Here is a 24,081-nt window from a genome sequence, read left to right on the forward strand (position 1 = left end):
CCTACGCATCGTCAGTCTCCCACGGGGCTTGGGGACCGAGAGTGAGCGTGAGCACCGTCGTGGTCCGTTGGGCGAGTCCGAAAAGCGTCGACGCCGGGCGCTCAGCGGCGATGGAGACGAGCGTGTCCGAGGTGCCGACGGCCGCGTCGGCAAGAACCGCCAGCGTGCGTGCGCCCCCGGGCGAGTGCACGAAGCTAGCGACCGCCGCCGAACCCTGCTCGACCAGTCGCAGGGCGTCGACCTCCGTCGGCACGACGCGCTTGTAGGCCGGGTCGAGCTGGTCCGGGACGGTCTCCAGCCGTGGCTCCTGGCGGGTTCGCCACAGCGGCTCGGCGGCGTCGATCAGGATCGCGTGCGGAGTGAAACGGGTCTTGCTCGCTCGCTGCGCCCAGTAGACGACGATGCCACCCTCGGCTGGGGCCGGCAGCGCCTGCTCGCCCGCAGCCATCAGCGCCGCCTGCAGCTCCTCGTCGCTCGCCACGGCCACGGCGTCGGTCGGCAGTCCGGCAATCCGCGCTGTGAGCGCGCGATGGCGGATGCGCCGCCCGCGCAGATCGTCGGCGAGTGCTGCGACCGACGCGAAGCGTGACGTGGTGAAGGTGCGGCGGAACAGCGGTGTGCTCGCCTGCGTGGCCGGCGGGGCGGGCGGCTGGGGGTCAAGCTCGACGTCGAGGGTGTAGTCCATGAGCGGGCGCAGCGGGACTGGTGCCGTCCACGCCCCGTGCGCCTGCGCCGTGGCCTTTCCCCCGCACGGCAGTTCGCCGGCCGCGACCATGCCCTCGAGGAATTCACGGTAGGGCGAGCTGAGCCCCGCCTCGACGGGGTCGAGCGCGGCGATCTCGTGAGTGGGGATCGGCACGCCATCGGCGGAACGCAGGACGAAGCGCAGCTTTCGGCCGTAGGCGGCGTAGAGCTGCACGACGGCCAGATCGTTGAAGACGAGCTTCAGCGGGTCATCCGTGAAGTGGAAGCGCTCCTCGTCGTCGGGCGTGGTCCCGAGGACCCAGGGGTCCAGCCGTGGCGGCGGATTCCCGTCGGTGCGGAAACGGAAAGACTGTGTGCGCTGCCCTTGGCTGGAGGGTGAGCCGCCAGCAAGCCGGGCGCTGACGTCGTAGCGGACGCTGAGCGTGTACGGCGTGTCCGGTTTGAGCAGCGGCACCGGCGTACCCGCCGTGAGGTAGTCGACGAGCGTCTTGATCTGACCGCTGCGGATCTCGGTGTCGGTCGCGACGCGCTCCTGTTCGGCGAGTGGGCACACCTGGACGACTCCGACGAGCACGCCGGGCGGCGGTACCACAGGAGCTTTGGCAGGGACGCGCAAGCGCAGCCGGTCGCACTCCTCCAAAGGCTTGACGGTGACTACGACGCGGATGAGACCGGCGAAGGCGGGGTCGGCAAGGAACGCCGCGACCGGCTCCACATGGGAAAGCCAGGTCCCAGATGGGTCTAGCCAGTCGGCGGGCAGGCCGGTCGTCGTCCCGGTCACAAATGTGGGGCCGAGGCCGGAGGCCGGCCGCGAGTCGAGTACCGCCCCGTCAGGGGCAAGTTGTTCCAGGAGCAGACCCCTCTGTGTGAGCAGGGATTTCTCGACGGCGAGCAGCAGCGTCACGGCGACGGCGCGGCCCGTGCGCAGCACGATCCAGCGGTCGTCGCCGAGCCGTTTGGCCTGCTTACGCGCTTCGCGTTCCGGCTTGAGTGGGTCCTGGCGCTTGGTCTCCACCCGCAGGGGCAGTTTGAGCGCGCGGAAGCAGTGGCGGGTATCGGGTGTCGTGGTTCCCACCGCCCTGGGCGCCGCGGCGCGGGCCAGTCCCGGCGGCGCAGCGAGCGCGGCGGCGGCGCGGCGCTCGCTTAGCAGAGCCGCCTCCAGCGCTTGCCGCGCCGCCTGGCGTGACCGGAACTCGGCCGCGAGCCGGGCCGCGCGCGCATCGCGGCGCACCCGCCGAGTGCGCAGCGCGGGTGAGCGGCCGTTCGACGGTTTCAGGCCCTGCGGCGGCGTCGCGAAGCAGACGCGCAGGAGCAGTGCTTCGTTCTGCGGAGCGTCGATGCGGACGCGTGCGATTGGCGTCGTGATCCTGGTCCGCAGCACGAGTGTCTGCAGCGTCGCTTGGTCGGGCGTCATTGCCATGGTCACCAGCGACATTCCGCCAGCGCCGATCGCGGTCACCTTGGCCGGTGAGCTGAAGTGTACGAGTTCGAGCTCCACCAGAGGGCTCGGCTCGTCCAGCGCGATGTCGGTGCGAAAGCCGACCCGCAGTCCGGTGATGCCCGCGATCGTCTGGATGTGCGTGTCCGGCTCCAGTGCGCCGGCGTGGTCGAACACGGTGAAGCGTGCGCCGGGGTTCACTAGTGGGTTGGCGCCCGGCTGTGGGGGCCTGCGTGGGAATGTGATGCAGGTGCGGTCTTCCGGTGGTGGGTCGTCCGGCGGGGTGACCTCGACGTTGGGCCCGATGATCTCGGCGGGGACGGTCATCCCGAGGCCGGCGTCGGCCAGCACGACGCCGAGTAGGTGGCTGGCCGGGGCTGGAGTGGGTTCGTCCACCTCGAGCCGCGTGTCCGGGGGCGCGCTCCGGCTCGTGCCCGGTGGGTCGGGTGCGGGGGTGCCGTGCAGCGTCCAGCCTTCGCCGGATTCGCCGGACGGTCCGAGCGGCTGGCCGCAGAATGTGAACAGGATGCACGTCGGTGGCGCGACGGGGTCGCACAGCGCGCTCCAGCGCCGCGTGATCGAGGCGTCGAGGTCGGTGGAGCGCTCGAGCGCACGCTCCGCGACGGTGGGGGCGCGCGACATCAGGGCGAGGTCGATCGAGGTGTCCGCGCTGTTCGGGTTGGGTGCGCGCTCGGTCCGCCAAGTGGCAGGCGGCAGCCCTGGCGCGGTGGGCAGTGGCGGCGAGAGGGAGATCTGCCGCAGGTCGTAGCGCACCTCGCGGTCGCCGCCGACTGAGATGAAGCCGTCGGCGGTCTGTTGCGGCGAGCCCGGGATCGCGGTCGTGAAGCTTGTCGCGCCGGCTACCAGCGGCGAGGCACCGAACTGGATCACCGGCACGGTGTCGATCGGCACGGTCGGACCGGACGATGCGTCTCGCGCAGCGTCGCCGAGACTGGCGTCGATCGGCCGGTCGCCGCCCTGTCCCGCAGTGAGCACCGGCGCGTGGCTCTGCAGGAAGACGTTCTTGACCAGGTCGGCGGCCGGTGGATCGGTCACCGGTACACCGATCGAGTGCCGGACGCAGCCCTCGACGCTGAAGAAGAAGAATGAGACCTTGCCGCAGATCCTGCCGTCGATGAATGTCCGCGCGTGATCCGGCGACTCGACCAGCACCTGCGCCTGTAGATCGCCGCGTGCCTCGATGCTCACGATGAACAACCGCAGCTCGCCCTCGAGGAAAACGCGACCAGCCAGGAACAGGACGGGCGAGAAGGAGATCCCGAGGTGCGCTCCCGCAGCCACCCGCAGGTACAGGCCGACGCTCTCGTCGCCGAGTACGATCGAGGCTTCCAGCCCTGCGGCGAGCGCCAGGCCGGGCAGGTCGGTCGGCGGGTCGGTGCCCTGCCAGTCCTCAATCCGGTCGCCCTCGATCATGAAGTAGCCAGAGGCGCGCACGAGGTTAAGCACCAGCGCGGTCGCCGGTGCAGTGTGCTTGCCTAGGTAGAAGTGCCAGATGCGCGGGTCGTCGAGCTTGACGAAGAGTTCCGTCGGCACGGTTACGCGCAGGACCTCGCCGAGACCGAGGTCGGCGATCAACCCGACCGTCAGCTGCTTGCGCGCGAAGTCGAGGTCGATCACGCCGAGGATCCCGACATCGAGCCCGCCCTCGCCGAGACTGGGAACCTCGGCGACGATCTGCAGCTTGATGAAGATCAGGATGCGCGGGCCCGGCAGCTCCAGCACGAGCATCCCGCGCAGATTGAGCACAAACCCATCGGTCGTGCCGAGGATCATTCCGGCGCCGACGCTCCAGCGGTCCAGCTCTGGCACCCACAGGGTGTCGCCCTCGACGACGAGCCTTGCTGGCTCGCCCTCGGCCCGGATCAACCATCGGAGCGCGGGGCCGACTGCCGTACCGTCCGGTGGGCGCTCGTCGCGCTTGTAGTGCATTGCGAACAGGCCGCTGAATCCGAAGATGCCGAGCCCCGACTGGGCGAGTGGGATCGGCGCTGGCAGCTCCACGATCAGCCCGGCAAACACCGCGACGGCCTTGCGCTGGCCGATGTTCAGCATCCGCACACCCAGGCTCGCGCTGATGCGCAGCTTCAGCGGGACGAGGCTGACGTCGGCGGTGCCCTCGAAACCTCCTCCGGACAGCTCGCCGGTCTCGTTCGGCGCTGGCTCGATGATGTTCACGTAGCCCGAGCCGACGAGCACATTGGAGATGTCGAGTTTGACACCGCTCGGCAGTATCGAGGGAGGCCCCAGCGGGTCCAGCGGCCAGCGGACCTTGAAGCGGTCAACGGTGACGACACCGAGATCGACTTTCAGGCCGAGGTCGACTTCGAGCGTCAGCGGGTTTACGCGCGCGATTCGTGCGCTGAGGATCTTCAGCAGGTCGCCGAGCGGCGATGGGAGGCGGAACAGGCCGGGGTCGGACAGGTCGAGTTCGTAGCCCTTGGAGGTGTCAAAGATCGGCTGGTAGCGGATGCCGTCGGCGAAGCGCAGGTTGAACCCGACGGCGCGGTAGCGGACTTTCAGCGGCTTGGTGGTCGCGATGTCGAGCTGCTCGATCTCGATCCCGAACTCGACGCTGTAGTCGAAGGTCACGCCCGCGTCGGTGAACGCGACGGCCTCATCGGGTGGGACATTCTGGCGGAGCTTGAGCTCCCCGCCGTACAGCGTGACCTTGTCGGTCTTGAAGACGCCGAGTGCGCCGACCGCCGCAGGAACCGCGAGGCTGACGCCGACCGCGACCCAGTCGCCGGCGCTGCCGGGGTCAACGGCGGCCGCGGCGGTGTTGATCACCGGCGCCATCACCAGCAGGGCGCCGAAGGTGTCCTTGAAGACGTTCTCCGCGCTGCTGCCGGAGCCGCTGCGAGAGTTGGTCATCTGCAGCAGGCCGTTACGGTCCTCGGGCGCGGCACCGATCGAGAGACGTTCGGCGAGCTGGTGCGTGGCTGGGTCGTAGGTGACGCTGAGGAGGAAGTCGACGACGCCGTCCTCAGGGTTCTCGTTCACCGCGGCCGTGGTTGGGGCGAGGCCGAGGTCGCCGGTCGCCGAGCCCGTCTGCTGGCGCAGCGCGGCCTCCATGTCGGTTTCCAGGTCGAGCCGCCCGCTGACTTCGGCGAGTACGAGGACGTTGCGCTCGAGCCGCACGCGCAGCCCGGCGCGTCGGAACACGTTCGGCTTGCGGTTCGGCTCGGGCGGCGGCGTGGCCGGGGGCTCGGGCGGCTGGACCGGCTGGGGTGTCGACGCGGGCGCGCGGGAGATGTGGGCCTGCAGCGTTGCCGCCGGGGCGCTCGGCGGGCCGGCGGGCGCGGTGATGATCGCGACGCGATGTCGATCCGCGTGGGGATCCGAGGAGCCCTTCGCCTTCGTGTGGCCGGTTGCCTGCTCGGAGTCGAAGACGGCGCCCGGGCGGGCGGCCCGGATCATCCGTTTGGCGATCTCCAAACGTGCCTCGGACAGCTTTTGATCGCGTGCCTGGTTCGCGACGTTCTCGAAGCTCGCGTGCCCCTGGATTTGGAAGTGCGCCGTCGCGGGCACCTGGTTGGTCACCCAGTCCTGTAATGCGGCCACAACGCTGGACGCGGGCGGCCCTCCTCCGGTAGGGCGGCTCGCGTCGAACAGGAAGTCGGCTGGTGACTCCGTGCCCGCCGCATAGGCGCAGATCTGCTGCTCCAGGCCCAGGGCGGTGGCGTCGACCTCAGGCCTGTCGAGCGTGAAGCCGAGCCGGAACTCACCGCCGGGCGCGCCCGCCAGTGGCGGCCAGCTCACGCTGATCGAGAGGTCAGTTCCCTCGGGTACGTCGAATGACACAGCGCCGCGGGGGTCGGGCGTGCGCACGGTTCCGCCCACAGTTACCGTCGGGCCCTGACCGCCGGTCACTACGATGGTCTCGGTCAGGCCGCTCGAGGACGGCGTGCAGGACAGTGAGTAGCCTTGCGGCAACGGGGCGGGGTTGCGGCTGGTGACCTCGAACACGGCATCGGCGCGCGGCGCCGTGTCGGCGGGGCGGTCGGCGGGCGCGCCGTCCTGGGTTGCGAGCGCCGCCTGGATGGTGAGATCGATGTCCTCTAGGTAGGTCTGCCGGGTTCCGCCGGCGACCGGTGTACCGCCGTCCGTCACGAGGATATGCAGCGTGGCCGGGCCGGCCGGGCGCAGCGTCGCAGGCGCGCCTGGGGAAAGCGGCGCCTGGCGTGCGGCCGGGTCCCACAGCTCTTCGGCGTTCGCGCCGTCACCAAGGCGGGCCTGGATGGCGTACGGAGGGATTCCGCCTGACACAAGTAGCTGCACGACGCCGGTGTTCAGGATCGTTGCGTGCCCTGGGACGATCGTGCCGGTTGCCGTCCCCTTCACGTACGAAACCGGGCGTACTCCCTCGAACAACCGGACGGTGACTTCGAGTTTCGACTGCGGCCCGATCACGTCGAGCGAGGTCTCCAGCGACACCTCGCCGGCGAACGAGACGAGTACGTCCTGTGCGCCGACGTTGACCGCCCAGTCCTTGTCCGCGTCGGCGTAGTAGACGCGCGCGCTGCGCACATAGACGCCGCGGAACGCCTCATCGGTGCCAAAGAACTGCAGGATCTCCGGCGGCGTTGAGTTCTCGGACAGGTCGAGCAGGACTTGGTCGACGCCGAAGCCGATGCGGCCCGACTCGTGGATCGCGAGCGGCGGCTCCATCCGCACCAGCTCGCCGGCCGCGAGGTCGTGCGGTGCGTCGAAGCCACCGGAGCCCCAGGACGAGAGTTCGAAAGCCGGCGGGGTGGTCAGGTCGTCGCTCTGTTCGTAGGCGAGCAGGACCTTGGGCAGGACGAAGCGCACGTCGTCGGTGGTACGCGCCGGATCGGGTACGACGCGACCGTTCGAATCGAGCATTCCGGGTCGCCAGCTCGAGCCGAGATGAAAGATCAGCGCACTGGCCATGAGCTCTAGGCGGAAGCGGACGCCGGGATACTCGGTCGGTGCTGTGCCGGCCCCCTCCACGGCGCCGAAGGCGTTGAACAGCGCGTTGAGGCCGGGGGAGCCGACCATCGGGGCGCCGACCGCAGTGGACACGAATGCGGCGCCGTCGCGGGGCAGCGTGAGCCGGAAGTCCAGCGTCACATCCCCCCACTCGAACACCGCCCCGCTCGGGTCATGGTGCGCGCGCTCGGGCGCCGCTCCGGCGGCGCCCGTGAAGGAGCAGCGCCCCGAGTACACAACCGCCGAGCCGTCGTGCGCGGTGTGCAGTTCGTCAACCCCGAGTGTCGACAGGTAGCGGTCCACGTACTCCGGGAAGGTGAAGCCAGCCAAAAACTGCGGTGCGAGCAACTCGTACAGACCCAACCGCGAGGTCTTCCCGTTCATGATTCGAGACCAGCACGAACCGGACGCAACGGCATCCCCTCTTTGACGTACTCCATCACTGAACCTCTTTCATCCTGAATACGTGCTGGTCATCAGGGTGTGGGCGGCTTGAACGATGGTGCCGATGCGGCGGGCGGAGCTCTGGCGCGTCGGAGGAGTCGCCAGGTCTTCAGTTGCGCGAAGGCGCGTTCTCCGGGAGCCCGCAGGCGGGCGTGATCACGGTTGAACTGCTGGTAGTACTCGGGGTGTTCGCGGTGGTGATAGTAGGGGGTGCGAACGGTGGCGCCGACGCCTTCATAGGCCCGGCTCCGCGAACAAGAGCATCTGCCGGTTCAGGCACGCCGGGATGGGCGACATCCTGATGGCGAGTCGATGCCTGCCAGGAGGCAGCCGAAAAGGCTCAAGGACCTGAGTTGTAGAGCGTACGGCCGGGGAACGGGCCTAACGGGACTTGGCCCGGCCTCCCAGGACTTTACCTACGGCTCCGAGACGGGTGTGGCCATTCTTGAGATCCAACTCCGCCACGCTGAAGCCGTAGACGTCCATGGCTTTGAAGCTTTTCTCCACTCTGTGAAAGGCATCAAGGAATTCTGGCTCATGTTGTTCACGGTTCAGTTCGATGGCTCGGTACAGCAAAGCCCGCGCACGGTCCGAACTTTCGAAAACGCAAGCCTGCATGACTGCGTCGATGACGAGATCCCGGTCTGAGCGCTTCGGCGGAAGACCGTCGCGCAACAGCTTGAGGGCGCCGAACGCCACCGTTTCCTTCTCGCCCAACAAGTTCCGGATCACCTCTGCCTTCCTCGACCGGATGTCAGCTAGGCGAGCCAAGACTAAAGAGACGATCGAGATGACCAGGGCGAGAGCCCCCACGAGAGCCTTTGCGAGTTCCGCCTCCATACGACCTCCACCCCCAGATGCCGTGGCCGCACGATAGGACGATGGGGCCTTCAAACCGGCCCCGGCAAGGCTTCCGGCATGCCTCCTGCTGTTGTTACGCCACACTCGGTACGCGTGCGCAGGCAAGAGCGACGAATGTGGACGACGACTTGTACGCCACCTGCGCCGGCGCCAGCCGCCAGTGCAACGGCCAGTTGAACCGGGCCGCCGCGCGGCCGGTGGCCCGTCTGATGACACAGAATGAGGGTCTGGCATGCCCTGTGGATCGAGCGCATCGACCGCAAGATCGCAGCCCTCCGGCAGCGCGAACGCGAGCAGGAACACGGCCGCCGCGCCCGGGCCTGCGCCGCCGGAGTGGATCGTCGAACTCGGCATCGGCGAGGGCCGCCCGCCGAGCGCCGGGCTGCCCGGCTGCACCCACTGCCAGCCCGACGTCGAGCTCCACATCATCGACTTATGCGCTGGTAGACACCCACGGGGGGAAGCGGGCTGCCGCGGGCAGTAGGCGAAGTCACTCCCCTGAGGCGCGTACCTCCGGACCTTCGCCTTGTCGCCCTTTGAGCCACTCCATCACCTCAACAGACTTCAGAGTGTCGGGATGGTCCTCACCCAACACCCGCCGCCGCCGGGCGTACGTCTCCTCCTCCAACACCACCGCCTCCCCCACCCGACCCACCGTCCCCAACCGAATCGCCAGGTTGGACGCCGTGATCAGCGTGTCCGGATGGTCTAGTCCCAACACCCGACGCCGCGCCGCAAGCGTCTCCTCCCCCAATACCACCGCCTCCTCCACCCGACCCACCTCCGCCAGACGAATGGCCAGGTTCGACGCCGTGACCAGCGTGGCCGGATGGTCTAGTCCCAACACCCGACGCCGCGCCGCAAGCGTCTCCTCCGCCAACACCACCGCCTCCTCCACCCGACCCACCTCCGCCAGACGGTTGGTCAGGTTGGACGCCGTCAGCAGCGTGTCCGGATGCTCTGGTCCCCTCACCCGACGCTGCACCGCAAGCGTCTTTTCCTCCAGGGCGAGGGCTTCCTCATACCGCCTCAGCGCCTGCAGCCGCACGGCCAGTGCGACGGCACTGGCCAGGGTGTCGGGATGCTCATCGCCGTAGAGACGCTGGCGGCGGCTGAGGATGTCTTCGTCCAGGGCGCGGGCGCGCTCGTGGTCCCGGGTGTCGTCGTAGGCGCGCGCCAGGTTGTGGGCCGCTTGCAGGGTGTCGCCGTGGTCGGGGCCCAGTTGCTGCAGGCAGGCGTCGTAGAGTCGTTGCAGGCGTTCCCGGGCCGGGCGGGGCTGCCCGCGGTCCATCAGATACCAGCACGCCTGCCCCACCACGTACCGTCCCCCGCTGGTGGCGAGCTGGGCGGGATCGAGGGCCAGGGCGTGCGGGAGCAGCACCTGCCAGGCCGGCCACCACCGCGGATCGGCCGGATCACCGGGGGAGGCCGCGGTCAGGAGGGCTTCGGCATCCGTCTGCGCCTGATCGTGTTCGGGGCGGGTCATCTGCCCTGTGAGCAGGTCCTGGGTGAGGCGGTGCAGTTGCACGGTGCCATCCTGGATCCGGGCCAGACCGTGGCGGGCGATGGCCTCCACCGTGTCCACCGCCGCCAACCGCGCCCCCACCGCCTCCCCAAGACGCACGGACGCCTGCTCGGGAGGCCGGCCGGTGCAAGACGTCAGGGGGAAGGGTTCGGGGGCCAGCAGCGCCAGCGCATCCACCACCGCGGCCGCCCCGGGACGCTCGGCCTTCAGGCTGGTGCGGTTCAGGTGGACCTGCGCGGCGAGACCGGCCGGGTAACCAGGCGGAGGGTTGCGCTTCATGACCTCCACCAAATTCGCCGCCAGCTCCTCCCGCAGATCCGCCGCCGACAAGCCCCTGGCCAACAGTGCGGCCGCTTGCGTGAGGGCGAGCGGGAGGTCGCCCAAGGTGGCGGCGATGGCGTCGGCGTCCGCGTCGGTCAGGACCGCGCCCTGCGCGCGCAGCAGGCCCACCGACTCGGTCCGGGAGAGAGTGTCGACGTCAACGGGAACCGCATAGCTGGTCCACAGCGGACTGCGGGAGGTGATCAGCACATGCCCGGGGCCGCCGGGCAGGAACGCAGCGAGAGTGGCAGGGTCTTCGGCGTTGTCGAACACCAGCAGCCACCGTGACATCGTTCCCAGCTCCGCCAGCAGGAGCTCCACCGCGGCGGCCGGTGGTGTGCCCGCGGGGGCAATGCCGGCCCGGGCGGCGAGCGCGGCGAGTTGGTCGGGGATCAGAGCAGGGTCCTCTGAGGTGATCCACCAGGCGACCTCATATTCGCCGGCGAAGCGGTAGGCGTACTCGAGGGCGAGCTGGGTCTTGCCGACTCCGCCCCGGCCGTACAGGGCCTGCACCGCTACGCGCTGCCCGGACGCCAACTCCTCCCGCAGATGTACCAGCACGCTGTCGCGGCCGGTGAACGCCGCGTTCCGAGCAGGCAGGTTCCGCACCCGCGGTAACGAACCCGGAAGACGCGGGCCCGTACCACCAATCCGCGACAGCATCCCCGGCGGGCGCGCTGGCGCCAGGCCGGGACGGGACGGGCCGTTCACCGCCCGCAGGAGCGACTCGCGGGCAGCCTGGTCGTCCAGCCCGAACAGGTCAGTGACGATCAAGGGACTCAGGATCGGCGGCGTGGGCGCGTGCGCGATCCGGACCGGAGTGATCCGCTCCTGCCGTGCCACCATCGCCGTCCACTCCGGCGTCGTGAACCGCTCCGGCTCGAAATACGCGGGCGAGAACAAGGCCAGGAACCGGCCGCGCTCAAGAGCGGCGTTCATCTTCAGTACGAAGTTATCGCCCGCACCCCAGTCCCAGCAGTCCAACTCCACCTCATGCCCGGCGTCCAGGAGCTGCCAGGCGATCCACTCCGCCCACGCCCGATCCGCACCCGCATGACTGATAAACCACACCCCGTCCGACGCACCGTCAGACGCCCCCGTACCGCTACCCATCACGCCCCCGAGCCACCCGCAACGCACTGATACCACCCAGCGTAAAGCGCACCCACCTAACCGGACCCGGACTTCACCAGCCCCGGTCCATGGCGGGGCGGTGTCCGCTGGCTCTGCGGGATGGAGCCCTTGGCTACTGGGAGCGGCGCCGTGGCCCCGAGGGCTACGAGCAGCGCGCCGCGGAAATGCGAGGCCGCCGGGAAGCCATGGTCACGTGAGCGGAACGGCACGGGCTGAGGTTGAGTCCAGTGGGTTGTCGTGCCACCCTCGCGGTCCACTCCGGCGTGGTGAACCGCTTCGGTTCGAAGTAGGTCGGAGGGTGTGCCCAACGCACAGTTGACGTTGGTGATGTGACCTATGCCTCGTACACTCGTGGCATCCGCACGGCAGCACGACACGAGAGACATAGGCGCCGGATGTGGAACCCCAACTTCCCAGAAGGCGCGCCAGCACAGGGCCCGACTGGCCGGGGAGAACGCGTGAGCACTCTGGAGCTGACCTGGGGCACCACGAAGCTGCTCATCGAGACGGTGCTGGACGCACTCGGCTTCTTTGTGCTCGCGCTGCCCGGCTTCTACGCCGGAATGCTCCTCACTTTCTACGGGGTGGGCCTGACCGAACGAGTCCTGCGCAAGCGCGGATTGCTCCCGGTCCCCAGGTCTCGCTCCTGGTTCCTGCTGGTCCCGTTTCTTGCGCTGTGTACGACTTATGCGGCGATCGTTTTCGAGGCTACTGACTTCTCCTCCACTTTCGCCGACATAGCGGTCGGCTCCATCTTGGGTGCGGTGCTGGGATCGACCTCGATTCTGCTGGTTTGCGTCCTTCTGCGGCCTCGCCGCCGGACGGGGCCACGCGCCGCCCTCAACACGATCGGCAACCGATCCTTGAATGCGCTGGCCGTAGCGATGATTCCGCTCGCGCCCGCAGCGGGCGTCCTCATGGCACTCGAGGCCTCGCGTTCTCACGGCGTCGAGCGGTGGTCGGGATTCCTGTACGCAGCCCTCTCCCCCTTCGCTGTCATGGCAATGGGCGGTTTGATCTCACTCGCCGCAGACCGGCTCAAACCTGGCCCAGCCCAGCGGGCTGTGACGGCCCGAACTCTGTACCTGCGGCCGTTCGAGTCGGAGCACCAGCCTTTCGGAGAACTCAGCGGGCAGGATGCGGCGAGCCTGGAGACGATCCTTGCCGACGCCATGACCGCCAAGTGGGAGCCGTTCGTTGCCCTCGGCAATCCCACGGAGCGCATCGCCCCGTCCGGTGCTGTGCGGGTCTACCTGTCGGACACAGGCTGGAAGGACGTCGTGACACGTATGATCTCCGAGGCCCACTGCGTGCTCGCCGTCCCTTCGCAAGCCCCCAGTACCTTGTGGGAGTTCACCCACATTCGGCAGACCGGACAGCAACGGAAACTGTTCGTCCTGACACCGCTGGCCCCGACCTCAGCTAGGGAAGCGGAGCAGTACCCAGAGGGCCGTTGGCTCACGCTGGTATTGCATTGGTTCCTTGCACCGCTTGTGTCTGTGCGCGTCAGGGCCAGAGGGCCAGGAGGCCAACCGCCGTTCCAGTCCTGGGAGACCACAGCGAAGGCCCTGGCCGCAGCGGGCTATTTGCCCGGCGAAGATCCCGGACCGGGGAGCCTCGTGAGCTTCGATCAGGAGGGCAGAGCGCTGGCTGTAGCGAATGGGTGCAGTACGGTCCGCGATTATCTACATGCAGCGGACCGGCACCTGGCGCTCCGAGAGGAAACGTCATCGGACTGACCTCCCGCCCTGTCCATGGCACCAGGGCGCACTTTAGTCCTCCAGCAGGATCTCGCTGTCTGACCTGGTTTCTTCTGACGGTGGCGGCGTGCTGGTGGGCGCGGACGATGGTGGAGTCGATCTGGACGAGCCACTCGATGTCGCCAGCCGCGTCCGCACCGGCTTGGATCTACTCGAGTGCGTGGGTGAAGACGTCCTCCAGGGCGTAGCGGCGCAAACGGGTGTGGACCGTCCGCCATGGTCCGTAGCGTTCCGGCAGGGCACGCCAGGAGATGCCGGTCCGGATCTTGTAGACCATTGCGTTGATGCCCTGCCGGTCCGACACCCGAGGCCGGCCCGTCGCGGCCCGATGCATCAGCGGAGCGAGCAACTCCCACTGGTGGTCGGTGAGTTCATGACGGCGTATCACCTGAACATGATCCGCCACCCGATGATCTTTGAAGACAGGCCCCAATATTCCGACGTGGCAAAGACGAAGAGCAACTGTCCCGACGATCTCCTCAAGGTGCAGCACGCTCTCCAGGCGGTGTGCGCCGGCCTCGCGGCCCTGTTCGAGGTGCTGCCGCACAGCGGGGAGCCGATGGAAGCCTGGGCGCACCCCGAGGGCTACTGGCTCCCCACGTCCCCGACCCACCCGGACTCCCCCGGCTGGACCGACTCCGAGCAGCAGCAGGTCGCCGAACTGCCTGAGCGGAAGCGCGAACTGGCCGCCGCCTCGTATGCCGGGGAGCTGTCACAGGCCCGCATGGAGGCACTCAAGGAGATCGATCCCGGGTGGTGCCCGGAGTGGCAAATCAGCTGGGCACGCTGCCTGTCCTCGATCTCCAAGGCTGGTTCGGGACGGATCTCGGCGATGCGCCTCAGATCCGGCTGATGGTCGCTCTTGCCCGGCCAGGAGTGGAAGCGGCAGCCGGACAAGTCCCCGCTGATCCAGTGACCCGGACGCAGGCCCTGTGGTGTGCGTCGATCTCACGGCGTGGTCTGACCGTCACCGGCTGACCGCGTGGTCGTGGAACTCGGCGCTGTCGGGCATGCCGTGCTTGCCGCCGGTCTCGCCGAGCAAGGTGATGCCGTCAGACTGAGTGATTCTGTCGGGGCCCTTGAGATACCCGACAGAGTCGCTCACCACAACGACGGTCGAGGCATGCGGCGCAGCTCATGACGTGTGCCGCAGCCTGGGGTGCAGGGCATCCGCCGCACCCCGGACCGCGCCGTCGTCCCTTACGCGGCTCCGGTAACGCCCGGGGCGACGAAACGCCGGTGCAACGGGCTGAAGTCGGTCTCCGGGACGCCTTGGATACCGGCCTTTTCAACAGCGGGGGCCAGCCGTTCGGTGAAGAAGGCGTGGAAAGCCTCCTCCGACTCCCAGACGTCGATCACGTGAAGTCCCCGCGCGTCGAACCAGGCCACGTGGACCTCTCCCCCTGCCGGTGCGGACTCCTCCCAGCCGACCGTCTCGCGCACCGCGTCGTACTGCTCCGCGGTCACCTCAGCCCAGCTCATCGACATCACAACTGCCATGTCCCACCCCTTGGTCGTCTCATCTGGTGGGCCACCGCCTCAGTGGTGGCCCAGGCATCGTCCCGCTGGACGCGGAGCCGACGAAGAGCGCACCGAGGCATACCCGGATGATGTGTGGCGCTTGCGCGCCCGGTATACACAGGTGTGCGCCCACCGGGCAGGGCGTCCTGGGGCCGCCCACCGTCTCAGCCTCGTCCTCCCCGAAGGAGCGGACTGCTGGACACCGCCGGTCCCTCCCCCGGTCGGCGCCACCGGTCCGCGCTGGTGACAGTCGTACAGGCTGCTGGCCCGTTCGGCGCTCCCACGCCTCGGACAGTGCGCCGAAGTGCCCAGGCGTCAGAGCCTCATCGCACGGTGCGGGCCGCCCCTCCACCGTGGGCTACTGGCGGGCTGCTGAGGCGGCCGTCGAAGGTGATGTCGAAAGCGTTCAGTGCGGTCTTCCAGCACATCGTCCAGCTGGCCTGGCCGATGACGTGGCGCAGCAGTTCGGGACTCCAGCCGCTCTCCACCATCACGGTCACCACCACTCGACCCTGGTCGGTCAGTGCCTTGCCGGTCAGCAGGAACTCGGGGCGGCTGGTTGCGATGTCGAGCAGCAGAAGGATACCGGGATGCAGCTCGTCGGCAGGCGGTGCGGGCGGGTTCCCGTCCGGGTGTGGCATCCCGCGGGGTGCGTGTGCGCCGGTGTGCGGACCTGGAGGGAGGGGGTTGGTGTTCTGCTGGTTGGTCTTCTGAACGATGGTGTTCTTAGGGGGCGGGTCAGCCGACGTCGGCTCATCCACCGGTGGAGAACCCGGCTCCGGCTGCGGCCTGCACGATTGCGCATCGGGCTGGTCGGTGATGATGTACACCATCCCGCCGAGGGTGCCGTCGTCGTGGCGGGTGCGTTGCCGCAGCACAAAGCCGTGGCGTTCAAGCTCTTTGAGGGCGCTCTTCACCGCCCCCTCGCCGTCGCGGCTGCGGCGTGCAAGGTCAGCGACGGTGATGCGCCAGCCGTCGCGGTGCGTGCTGATCAGCCCGAACAGTCCCTTCGCCTTCCACGTCAGCCGGGGGTCGCGGAAGAGACGGTTGGCGATCTGGGTGAATGGATCGGCCGCCATCGCGCCTCGCCGGATTCCGGCCCCGGCGAGGGGGCCGGCCGCCGAGGCAGGGACAGATACCAATGCCACCGCACCGCTTTGTGGAGGGCTGTTACCACCGCCTGCGGGAACATCCGTGAGGCTGTAGACGATCTCTCCGAGGGTGCCGTTGGCGCGCCGCAGTTGGGTACGCACGAGGTAGCCGCAGTCCTGCAGTTCGCTCAGGCCCGCCCGGACGGCGTCCCGCCCGTCCGGACCGGCCTACACCAGGTCGGCCAGGGTGATCTCCCAGCCTGCACGGTGGGTGCTGAGGTAGCCGAAGAGTCCCTTCGCCCTGCACGACAGCTGAGGATCGCGCAGCAGGCCGTTGGCGATCTGGGTGAACTGATCTGCCGCCATCACCCCCCGGCGCAGTCCCGCCCCACGGCGGCTCACCGCGCTGTCCCATGCGCCGTCGCCTCGGGCTCACTGGCCTGGCCCGGCGTGCAGGAGGCGTAGATGTGGCCTGGGTTGCTTCGTGCACGCGCGCGGACGAGATCCATGCCCGCCAGCTCAGCCAGCTGCCCTGACCAGACCATCGACCAGGTCAGGCCGACCACGGTCACAGTTCGAGCACCATTCACAGTGGTCAGGCCTCGTGGGGACATGGTCAGGCCGTCCACGCCCTGACCAGGCGGCGCCCTCAGCCCCTCCCGCCCGGCTGCGCAACCGGGCTGCGCAGCGTCACGCAGACCCGATGCGCAATGAGGACTGCGCATCCGTGATGGGTGCGCAACGGCACGGCCGCGTCGATGCGCAGCGCCGGAGGAGTCGCCGTCCAGGTGGATGCGCATGACTGCGCAGCTTGTTGCGCATGCCCGCCCCTGCGACTGCGCACCCCGGGCATGGGCTCGGTCCCGCGCCTGCGCACTGGCCATTGCGCAGGCACCCAGCAGTGTGCTTCACCCGTCGCGCAGCCGCCCGTGGTCGGCCTGACCTGGTCGACGGTCTGGTCAGGGCCGGCCGATGTACTGCCAGGGAGGACTTGCCCGAACCGGAGACGCCGGTGAAGGCGACCATCGCGTCCCGTGGGACGTCGACGTCGATGTTCCGCATGTTGTTCTCACCGGCTCCCCGAGCATGCACGCAAGGGTCGGTCGCGCCCTTGTCCACCGTTCGTGCTTACCTGAGCAGGCCGGGCCGCGCGACAGGCGCCGTCACGGGACCCGCTCACACGCGCACCCGCCAGTAACCCGGCATGAGACGATTCGGTGCTTTCCGGCCCACTGCCGGCCGTCGTCCCGGATGGCTGATCTTCTTCCCCCGCCGGGCGCCCTCGGAGATCGAGACCGCGCATCAATCAACCGGAGAGAGCGTTTCCGCGGTCGCCCTGGTCTACCCGACCGTCCCGCTGAGGGGATGAATCGCCTTCCGGCTCAACTGGATTCTCGGATCACGAGCTGGTTCGGCATGATCACCGGATCTGCCGGTCCGCCGTCGATGAGTTGGAGGAGCAGGTGGACCGCGGCGGTCGCCTGGTCCGCCATGGGGCTGCGTATCGAGGTGAGCGCCGGGGTCGTGTAGGAGGCGGCCTCGATGTCGTCGAAGCCGACAACGGCCACATCCTCCGGGACGCGCCGCCCTGCCTGATGGAGGGCGCGCAGTGCGCCGATGGCCATGAGGTCGTTGGCCGCGAACACCGCGTCGAGTTCGGGGTCGTCCGCCAGTAGCTCGCGCATGGCCTGCGCACCCGAGGCTCGGGTGAAGTCCCCCAGGCCCACCATGGGGCGGCGGCCGGTGTCCTGAAGGGTCCGGCGGTACCCCGCGAGTCGTTCACGCGATTCGTAAAGTTCGAGGGGCCCGGTGATGGTCGCGATCCGGCGCCGCCCGCGCTCCAGCAGGTGACGCACCGCCAGTTCCGCCCCGCCCGTGTTGTCCAGGGCTACGTACGGAACATCCTGTGCGGAGGTGCGATTGAACGACACCACTGGCAGGTCTTGCCTGGCGAGGGCCGCCGGCAGCGGGTCCGTTCCGTGCAGGGCGACGAGGAGTACGCCGTCCACGTGCCCGCCCGCGATGTACTGCTCCACCCGGAACCGGCTCTGGTCCGATTCCGCCAGCATGAGCACAAGACGCTTGCCTGCGCTCTCCAGTTCTCGGCTGATGGCGCGGACGACGGCGGAGAAGAGGGGATCGTCGGAGACGACGCCCTGAGGCGGGTCGGAGACGACCACCGCGAGGGTGTCCGTGCGACGGGTGACGAGGTTGCGGGCCGCTCCGTTGGGCACGTAGCCGAGTTCGCGTACCGCCTGCATGACGACGTCCCGGATCTCCGGGGCGACCGTTGCCTCACCATTGATCACGCGCGAGACGCTCGACTTCGACACCCCTGCCCGGGCAGCGACCACCTGCAGTGTGGGGCGCTTCATGGCTGATCCGCCCCTGTGCCGCCTCCCGGGCCTGTGCGAGGGGAGGGTGTCGCCATCAAGGGCCTCCAGCTCTGCTTCGTGACGATGGCAACAGCATATCCGCAGGCAGTGCAGCGTAAGCCCCCTCAAGGCACCTCAAGACTTTGCAGTTTCTCGCGGGCACCTCCTCAACTCTCCCTCGGTCAGGGATCGTTCCCTGAGCCTGTGACCGTACCGGTCCGCCCTTCAATCCCTTTGTGAAAGATGTATTGACAGTCCCTGGCGGCCCCAGCATTCTCCCCTCAGGGAGCGCTCCCTCAACTCTCCCCCACTTGAGGAGTCGCCCGTGCAAACTCAGCTGCGTCGCTTCGGCTTACTAGGGGCCGTAGTCGCCACCCTGCTCGCTCTTGTCTCCGTGCCCTCGCCTCCCGCCCACGCTGCCGAAGTCCTGCTCTCCCAGGGCAAGTCCGCCACCGCCTCGAGTGCCGAGGGAGTATTCACCGCCGGGGCCGCCGTCGACGGCGACCTGGGCACCCGTTGGTCCAGCGGGTTCTCCGACCCTCAGTGGATCCAGATCGACCTCGGCGCCAGCTCTCAGATCACCCGGGTCGCTCTCAACTGGGAGACGGCGTACGCCAAGGCATTCAGGATCGAGCTCTCCAACAACGCCCAGGACTGGACCACTGTCCACCAGACCGCGGCCGGTACAGGCGGAGCCCAGAGCATCACCGTGTCGGGCACCGGCCGCTACGTCCGCATGTACGGCACCCAACGGGCCACGGCGTGGGGCTACTCGCTGTGGGAGTTCCAGGTGTACGGCGCCGGCAGCACCGGCGACACCAGCACTCTCCTCTCCTACGGCAGGACAGGGTCCGCCTCTTCCTCTCAGAGCGATCAGAACTGCTGGGAGTGCACACCTGCCCGGGCCTTCGACCGCGACCCGGCCTCACGCTGGGCCACGAGTTCCACCACGGGATGGGCCGACCCGGGCTGGATCTCCGTCGACCTCGGTGCCACAGCGCAGATCGACAAGGTCGTCCTGCAATGGGACCCCGCCTACGCCAAGTCCTTCCAGATCCAGGTCTCTTCGAACGGCTCCGACTGGACACCGATCTATTCGACGACCTCGGGCACCGGGTTCAAGCAAACCCTGGCGGTCTCCGGCACCGGCCGCTACGTGCGCATGTACGGCACTGAGCGGGCCACCCCCTACGGCTATTCGCTGTGGGAGTTCCAGGTGTACGGCACCGGGGGCGCCCCGAATCCCGCTCCCCCGCTGCCGAAGGATCCCGCCAACCCGCCACGACTGGTGTGGAGCGACGAATTCGACGGCGCCCAGGGCAGCAAGCCTGACGCCTCGAAGTGGCGGGCCGACCCGGGCACCGGCCAGAACAACGAGCTGGAGTACTACACCGACCACCGGAACGCCTCGTTGGACGGGAACGGTCACCTCGTGATGGAGGCGCGCAAAGAGGCCACCGCTGGATCCTCCTGCCCACGTGACCCGTTGAGCGGCAGCACGACCTGCCAGTACACCTCCGCGCGGATGAACACCGGCGCCACGTTCCAGTTCACCTACGGCCGCGTCGAGGCCCGCATCAAGGTACCCAAGGGCAACGGGCTGTGGCCCGCGTTCTGGATGATGGGCGCCGACTTCCTGACCGGCAGGCCGTGGCCGTACAACGGTGAGATCGACATCGTGGAGGTGCTCGGCAAGGACGTGAAGACCGCGTACTCCACGGTCCACGCCCCCGCTTACAACGGAGGCGGCGGTATCGGGTCCCCGTACCGGCTACCCGGCGACGCCGACTTCTCGGACGACTTCCACACCTGGACCGCCGACTGGAACAGCAGAGGGATCACCTACAGCCTCGACGGCCGAGTCGTGTTCTCGCTGGACAAAGAACAGGTGGAGCAGACCCGCGGGCCCTGGGTCTTCGACCACCCGAACTACATGATCCTCAACCTCGCGGTCGGAGGGGACTGGCCGGGCCCGACCGATGCCGGCACACCCTTCCCGGCAAAGATGCTCGTCGACTACGTGCGCGTCTTCCAGTGATCGCACCTACCCCGACGAGATCGACGAGACTCCCGGGCCGTCCCGCTCGCCCCCTGGGGACGGCCCGGGACACCCGGGTCCAGCAGACACATGGCTCTTTCCGTCTCGCTGTCGCCGTATCAATCCGATGCCCCGTTCACCGCATTCCGTGAGGAGTGAAATGCCCAGACATCCCGCGCGGCTCTCCACGCTCTTAGCAGGCGCGCTCGTGGTCCTCCTGGCCGCCGCGCTCAACCTGACCGTCTCGACCCCGAAGGCTCAGGCCGCCGCCATCACCGTCCAGGCAGAGTCCTACGCCGCCCAGTCGGGGGTGACCCTGGAGGCAACCGCGGACACCGGCGGAGGAGACAACGCGGCGTTCCTCGCCGCCGGCGACTGGATGCGCTTCGACAACGTCGACCTCGGGACCGCCGGGCGACTGACCGTGTCCGCCCGCATCGCCTCCGCTGCCGGCTCCGGCACCATCGAATTGCGCACCTCCACCGTGACCGGGCCACTTCTCGCCGTCATCGAGGTCGCGCCGACCGGCGGCTGGCAGACCTGGGTGACCCGGACCACCGAGGTCAGCACCCATCCCACCGGTGCGCAGACCGTGTTCGCCGTGATGCGCAGCACCGCACCCGGCGACTTCGTCAACATCAACTGGTTCTCGTTCGCAGGCGACGGAGACGGCCAGGGCGCGGGGTGGGTCCCCGTCGACCAGGCCAAGTGGAACGCGCAGTTGGCACAGTTCCGCGCCATGACACCGGCCCCTGTGCCCGCCGGCGTGGTCCGCGTGCCCGAGTTCAACGCCACCTGCGCCTACAGCCACTCCAAGCCGGACGACCCCATCGTCCTGCCAGGCCTGCCCGGCGCCTCCCACATGCACAGCTTCTTCGGCAACAAGGGCACCGACGCGTTCTCCACCACCCAGTCGCTGCTCAACAGCAAAGCCACCACCTGCGCACCCGCCGAGGACCTGTCCGCGTACTGGATTCCCACCCTGTACGAGGGCGACAAGGCCGTCGAACCACAGAACATGATCGTCTACTACGGCTCGCGCCTGACGGACCCCTCCACGACCGTGCCCTTCCCGGAGGGTTTCCGCATGATCGCCGGCAACGCCAAGGCGCAGACTCCCACACCCGCCGGATCACCGGGCCAGTACTGGTGCGCCGGCCCTGGCGGTGAGATCGGCCGCAGTGCCGACGGCAACTGGCCGATCTGCGCTCCGACCGCCTACCTCACCCACCAACTCGTCTTCCCCGACTGCTGGGACGGCAAGAACCTCGACAGCCCCGACCACAAGTCCCACGTCGCCTTCACCTACGACGGGAAGTGCAGCGGCGCCTATCCCGTCGCCATCCCCAACCTCTCCTTCGTGGTCACCTATCCGACCCAGGGCAGCGCGGCAGGCTTGCGGCTGGCCTCGGGCATGGCATCGTCGGTCCACGGTGACTTCTTCAACGCATGGGACAACACGGCCCAGGGACACCGCGTGAAGGACTGCATCACCCAGAAGGCCAAGTGCAACTCCGCCGGCACATTCTGACCCTGCCGCTGGCGTGCGCCGCGCTGTGGGCGCTGCTGGTGGTCGGCTGTACAGCCCCGCCGACCACCAGCACGCCGCCCAGCACACACGTATCGCCCACGGCAGCCTCCTTCAGCCCGACCGACACCGCGTGGATCCAATTGATGATTCCCATGGAGGAACGCGCGCAGCGTTTGATCGACCTGGCTCCCGCGCGCAAGGCAAGTCCGCGACTGGTGGCCCTTGCTGCCAAGATCGAGCCTTTGCTGCGCTCGGACCTGCAGAGCCTGCAACGGCTGCTGAGAGCTTCCGGGGTCCCTGACACCCGGCCTCACGAAGGGCACGACATGCCCGGGATGGTCAGCCTCACCACCCTCAAGGACGCGGCTTCGGCAACAAGCAAGAGATTCGACCGGATCTTCGTCAACGCACTGCACGATCACCTCACGCACGTCGGAATGCTCAGCAGCAATGAGCAGGCCCACGGTCGTGCGAGTGCGGCCACGCAGCTGGCAGCGAACCTCGCCAACGCCTCAACCCGACAACTTGGCTGGCTGGACGATGCACGCCCAGCCCGAGCCTCAGCACCCGACTCGTCCGTGACCACGCAATAGGAGCAGCAAGGCGCGAAGAGAGGTCGGCACGCCCAGGGGCGAGTGGGCCTCTCGCCCGCCCCCCTCCCGAGTGGATGCCCCTCGAACTGTGCGCTGTGGGCAACCAGGGCGCGGTCGCTGAAGGCGTTGAGGAGGGTGGAGAACTCCCCCGGTCCGGTTGCCCCTGAGCGTCCGGGGTGAGGATCATGAGAGACACCACGCGGACCCGGTCGGCCCGCACCCCGGGCCTCTCGACATTCGCCAACGCCCCGTCATGAACGTAGTCGAGCCAGGTGGTTCGCGTCGGGCTCGGACGACAGCAGGACGGACCGTCCTGGACGGCGCGAGCCGCACCGAGGTCGCCGCAGTGCGGTGGTTTGACCGGTGAGACCACGCCGCCGGTGACGTGCAGGAGCTTGACGGCGAGGAGGCTGTCCCATATCACGGGGGCCGGCAGTCGGGCCGAAGTCCCGGTGCTGCGCGAAGCCCGTGGCCCGGCGTTCGACGGGGGTTCCCGGGGCGCTGACTGGGGTCGGCGGTGAGGTATCAGGCGGCCCGACCGGTGTGCACGAGGACGAGAGACGAACCCGCTCAGCCGCCGATCTGATCAGGACTCGCGGCGCGCGAAACCTGTCGCGTTCTCGGCAGACTGGCGACAGGAACGGGAGACCGCGAACGTTTCGAGTGGCGGTCACCGTTCGGCGCTACCGTCATCGCGCGCAGACAGAATCCGCATCGGAGCCGCATCGGAGTCAGAACTCGCGCACGCATGCGCGAGAGCAAGGTGCACGTACTGAAGGTGCGGTCCGGAAGTCACGTCCAGTCGAGCTCGGCGCACTGCACCGAGTGACCACAGAGGCCGAGGAGTTGAAGGCGTGGCTGCACCGAACGGCCCTGTTCGCGGTCCCTTTCCCATGGCCCGGCCCGGTTCCATCACCGGAGACGCCCGGCCCGGGGCCGGCGAGTGTGTGGTCGTCCTGCTGGGCACCACACTCCACTGTCTGGCCAAAGGCGAGTTGCCGACTTCCGCGCAGCGTTGGTTCCGGCCCACGGCCAAGTACTGGGTCGTCAACATCGCCCTGTCCACCAACTCGCTCGATGTGCAGCTCGACAGTGCCGACAAGGGCCTGCGCTTCCACGGCACCATCGATGTCGACTGGCGCATCACCGATGCCAGACAGGCGGTGGAGCGTCGTCAGCTCGATGTCGAGCGACAGCTCAAGCGCCTGCTCCTGCCTCGGCTCAGTGCCGCTGCCAAGGAGTGCGCGTACGACGCCGTACCGGAACTCGAAGAGCGTCTCGCCCGCGAGCAGTTCACGGGTGAGTCCGGTGACGGTCTGCTGGAGATCGTGGACATCAGCTTCGATCTCCGTCCGGATCCGGGAGCAACCGAGGTCCTGCGTGCCGGGGCTTTGGACGGCATGCGACGGGGCCAAGCCGCGGAGATGCTCGTGCAGGGCGAACTGGCGGTCACCGCTGACGCGGTGGCACGAAACCCGGAGCTCGTGGTGGAGCTCGTGCGCAACATGCGTGAGGACAAGCGTGCCGTGCTGCACGCCCAGTTGGAGATCGCCAGGGTCATGCAAGCCCTCGAGAACGGCACGGAACACCAACCGACGCACGCGGTGCGTGAGTTGCTGGCCCAACTAGGCAGGTACGTGCCCGGCGGCACCGGCGAACCACCGGCGCCACGCGCAGTCGAAAACCCTCCCCTCCTCGACCAGGAGGACCAGAACGCGGATCCCGGGACGGAAAGCCGCAACCCCGCCCCACACGGCGAAGGGTAGAGGGACC

15 protein-coding genes and 1 pseudogene are annotated in these 24,081 nt (G+C 68.4%); 6 read left to right on the top strand and 10 right to left on the bottom strand.

Features of this window, described 5'->3' with window-relative positions:
• Nucleotide 1 precedes the first annotated feature (1 nt).
• The 4 genes and pseudogenes from ACFUO4_RS40255 to fxsT all read right to left on the bottom strand — a co-directional run bounded on the left by ACFUO4_RS40255 (nt 2) and on the right by fxsT (nt 11,336).
• Nucleotides 2-7,498: a hypothetical protein gene (locus tag ACFUO4_RS40255; RefSeq protein ID WP_383494708.1), complete on the bottom strand. Its 7,497-nt coding sequence runs from the start codon at nt 7,496-7,498 to the stop codon at nt 2-4.
• Between the two features lie 69 nt (nt 7,499-7,567).
• Nucleotides 7,568-7,891: pseudogene (locus ACFUO4_RS40260) on the bottom strand (transposase family protein); the annotation flags it as partial.
• Nucleotides 7,892-7,939: 48 nt separating this feature from the next.
• The gene (locus tag ACFUO4_RS40265) at nt 7,940-8,398 is read right to left on the bottom strand and encodes a hypothetical protein (protein WP_383494711.1); all 459 of its coding nucleotides are present in this window, start codon (nt 8,396-8,398) and stop codon (nt 7,940-7,942) included.
• 511 nt (nt 8,399-8,909) lie between these two features.
• Nucleotides 8,910-11,336: an FxSxx-COOH system tetratricopeptide repeat protein gene (gene fxsT, locus ACFUO4_RS40270; RefSeq protein ID WP_383494714.1), complete on the bottom strand. Its 2,427-nt coding sequence runs from the start codon at nt 11,334-11,336 to the stop codon at nt 8,910-8,912.
• A 521-nt stretch (nt 11,337-11,857) separates the two neighbouring features.
• Between fxsT and ACFUO4_RS40275 the strand changes: the two genes are divergently transcribed.
• Complete coding sequence (locus ACFUO4_RS40275) at nt 11,858-13,138, top strand: hypothetical protein (RefSeq protein WP_383494717.1); 1,281 nt, start codon at nt 11,858-11,860, stop codon at nt 13,136-13,138.
• Nucleotides 13,139-13,307: 169 nt separating this feature from the next.
• Here the strand turns inward: ACFUO4_RS40275 and ACFUO4_RS40280 are convergent, their stop codons facing one another.
• A complete protein-coding gene (locus ACFUO4_RS40280) occupies nt 13,308-13,565 on the bottom strand; it encodes a transposase (RefSeq protein ID WP_383494720.1) in 258 nt (85 codons plus the stop codon).
• A gap of 36 nt (nt 13,566-13,601) precedes the next feature.
• On the opposite strand from ACFUO4_RS40280, the gene ACFUO4_RS40285 reads away from it, so the two are divergent.
• Nucleotides 13,602-14,012 carry a hypothetical protein gene (locus tag ACFUO4_RS40285; protein WP_383494723.1) on the top strand — a complete coding sequence of 137 codons (411 nt, stop codon included), beginning with the start codon at nt 13,602-13,604 and terminating at the stop codon, nt 14,010-14,012.
• 114 nt (nt 14,013-14,126) lie between these two features.
• Here ACFUO4_RS40285 and ACFUO4_RS40290 read toward each other — a convergent pair whose 3' ends face one another.
• The 5 genes from ACFUO4_RS40290 to ACFUO4_RS40310 form a co-directional block, all read right to left on the bottom strand.
• Nucleotides 14,127-14,264: a hypothetical protein gene (locus ACFUO4_RS40290; protein ID WP_383494725.1), complete on the bottom strand. Its 138-nt coding sequence runs from the start codon at nt 14,262-14,264 to the stop codon at nt 14,127-14,129.
• 95 nt (nt 14,265-14,359) lie between these two features.
• Nucleotides 14,360-14,659, bottom strand: coding sequence for a hypothetical protein (locus tag ACFUO4_RS40295; RefSeq protein ID WP_383494728.1), 300 nt, complete (start codon nt 14,657-14,659; stop codon nt 14,360-14,362).
• A 344-nt stretch (nt 14,660-15,003) separates the two neighbouring features.
• Nucleotides 15,004-15,933: a hypothetical protein gene (locus tag ACFUO4_RS40300; protein ID WP_383494731.1), complete on the bottom strand. Its 930-nt coding sequence runs from the start codon at nt 15,931-15,933 to the stop codon at nt 15,004-15,006.
• Between the two features lie 66 nt (nt 15,934-15,999).
• Nucleotides 16,000-16,173: a hypothetical protein gene (locus ACFUO4_RS40305; RefSeq protein ID WP_383494734.1), complete on the bottom strand. Its 174-nt coding sequence runs from the start codon at nt 16,171-16,173 to the stop codon at nt 16,000-16,002.
• Nucleotides 16,174-17,153: 980 nt separating this feature from the next.
• Entirely contained in the window at nt 17,154-18,146 is a 993-nt protein-coding gene (locus ACFUO4_RS40310; RefSeq protein WP_383494737.1) for a LacI family DNA-binding transcriptional regulator, read from the bottom strand.
• 325 nt (nt 18,147-18,471) lie between these two features.
• Between ACFUO4_RS40310 and ACFUO4_RS40315 the strand changes: the two genes are divergently transcribed.
• The 4 genes from ACFUO4_RS40315 (at nt 18,472) to ACFUO4_RS40330 (ending at nt 24,074) form a co-directional block, all read left to right on the top strand.
• Entirely contained in the window at nt 18,472-20,184 is a 1,713-nt protein-coding gene (locus ACFUO4_RS40315; RefSeq protein ID WP_383494740.1) for a discoidin domain-containing protein, read from the top strand.
• A 160-nt stretch (nt 20,185-20,344) separates the two neighbouring features.
• The gene (locus tag ACFUO4_RS40320; RefSeq protein ID WP_079308872.1) at nt 20,345-21,715 is read left to right on the top strand and encodes a DUF1996 domain-containing protein; all 1,371 of its coding nucleotides are present in this window, start codon (nt 20,345-20,347) and stop codon (nt 21,713-21,715) included.
• A complete protein-coding gene (locus ACFUO4_RS40325; protein ID WP_383494744.1) occupies nt 21,691-22,308 on the top strand; it encodes a DUF305 domain-containing protein in 618 nt (205 codons plus the stop codon). Before ACFUO4_RS40320 ends, ACFUO4_RS40325 begins: the two co-directional genes overlap by 25 nt.
• A gap of 854 nt (nt 22,309-23,162) precedes the next feature.
• Nucleotides 23,163-24,074 (top strand): hypothetical protein, encoded by a 912-nt coding sequence (locus ACFUO4_RS40330; protein ID WP_383494747.1) that lies wholly within the window; start codon nt 23,163-23,165, stop codon nt 24,072-24,074.
• Nucleotides 24,075-24,081 lie beyond the last annotated feature (7 nt).

The sequence above is a fragment of the Streptomyces sp. NPDC057280 genome (genome assembly GCF_042668605.1).
In the GTDB taxonomy this organism is placed as follows: domain Bacteria; phylum Actinomycetota; class Actinomycetes; order Streptomycetales; family Streptomycetaceae; genus Streptomyces.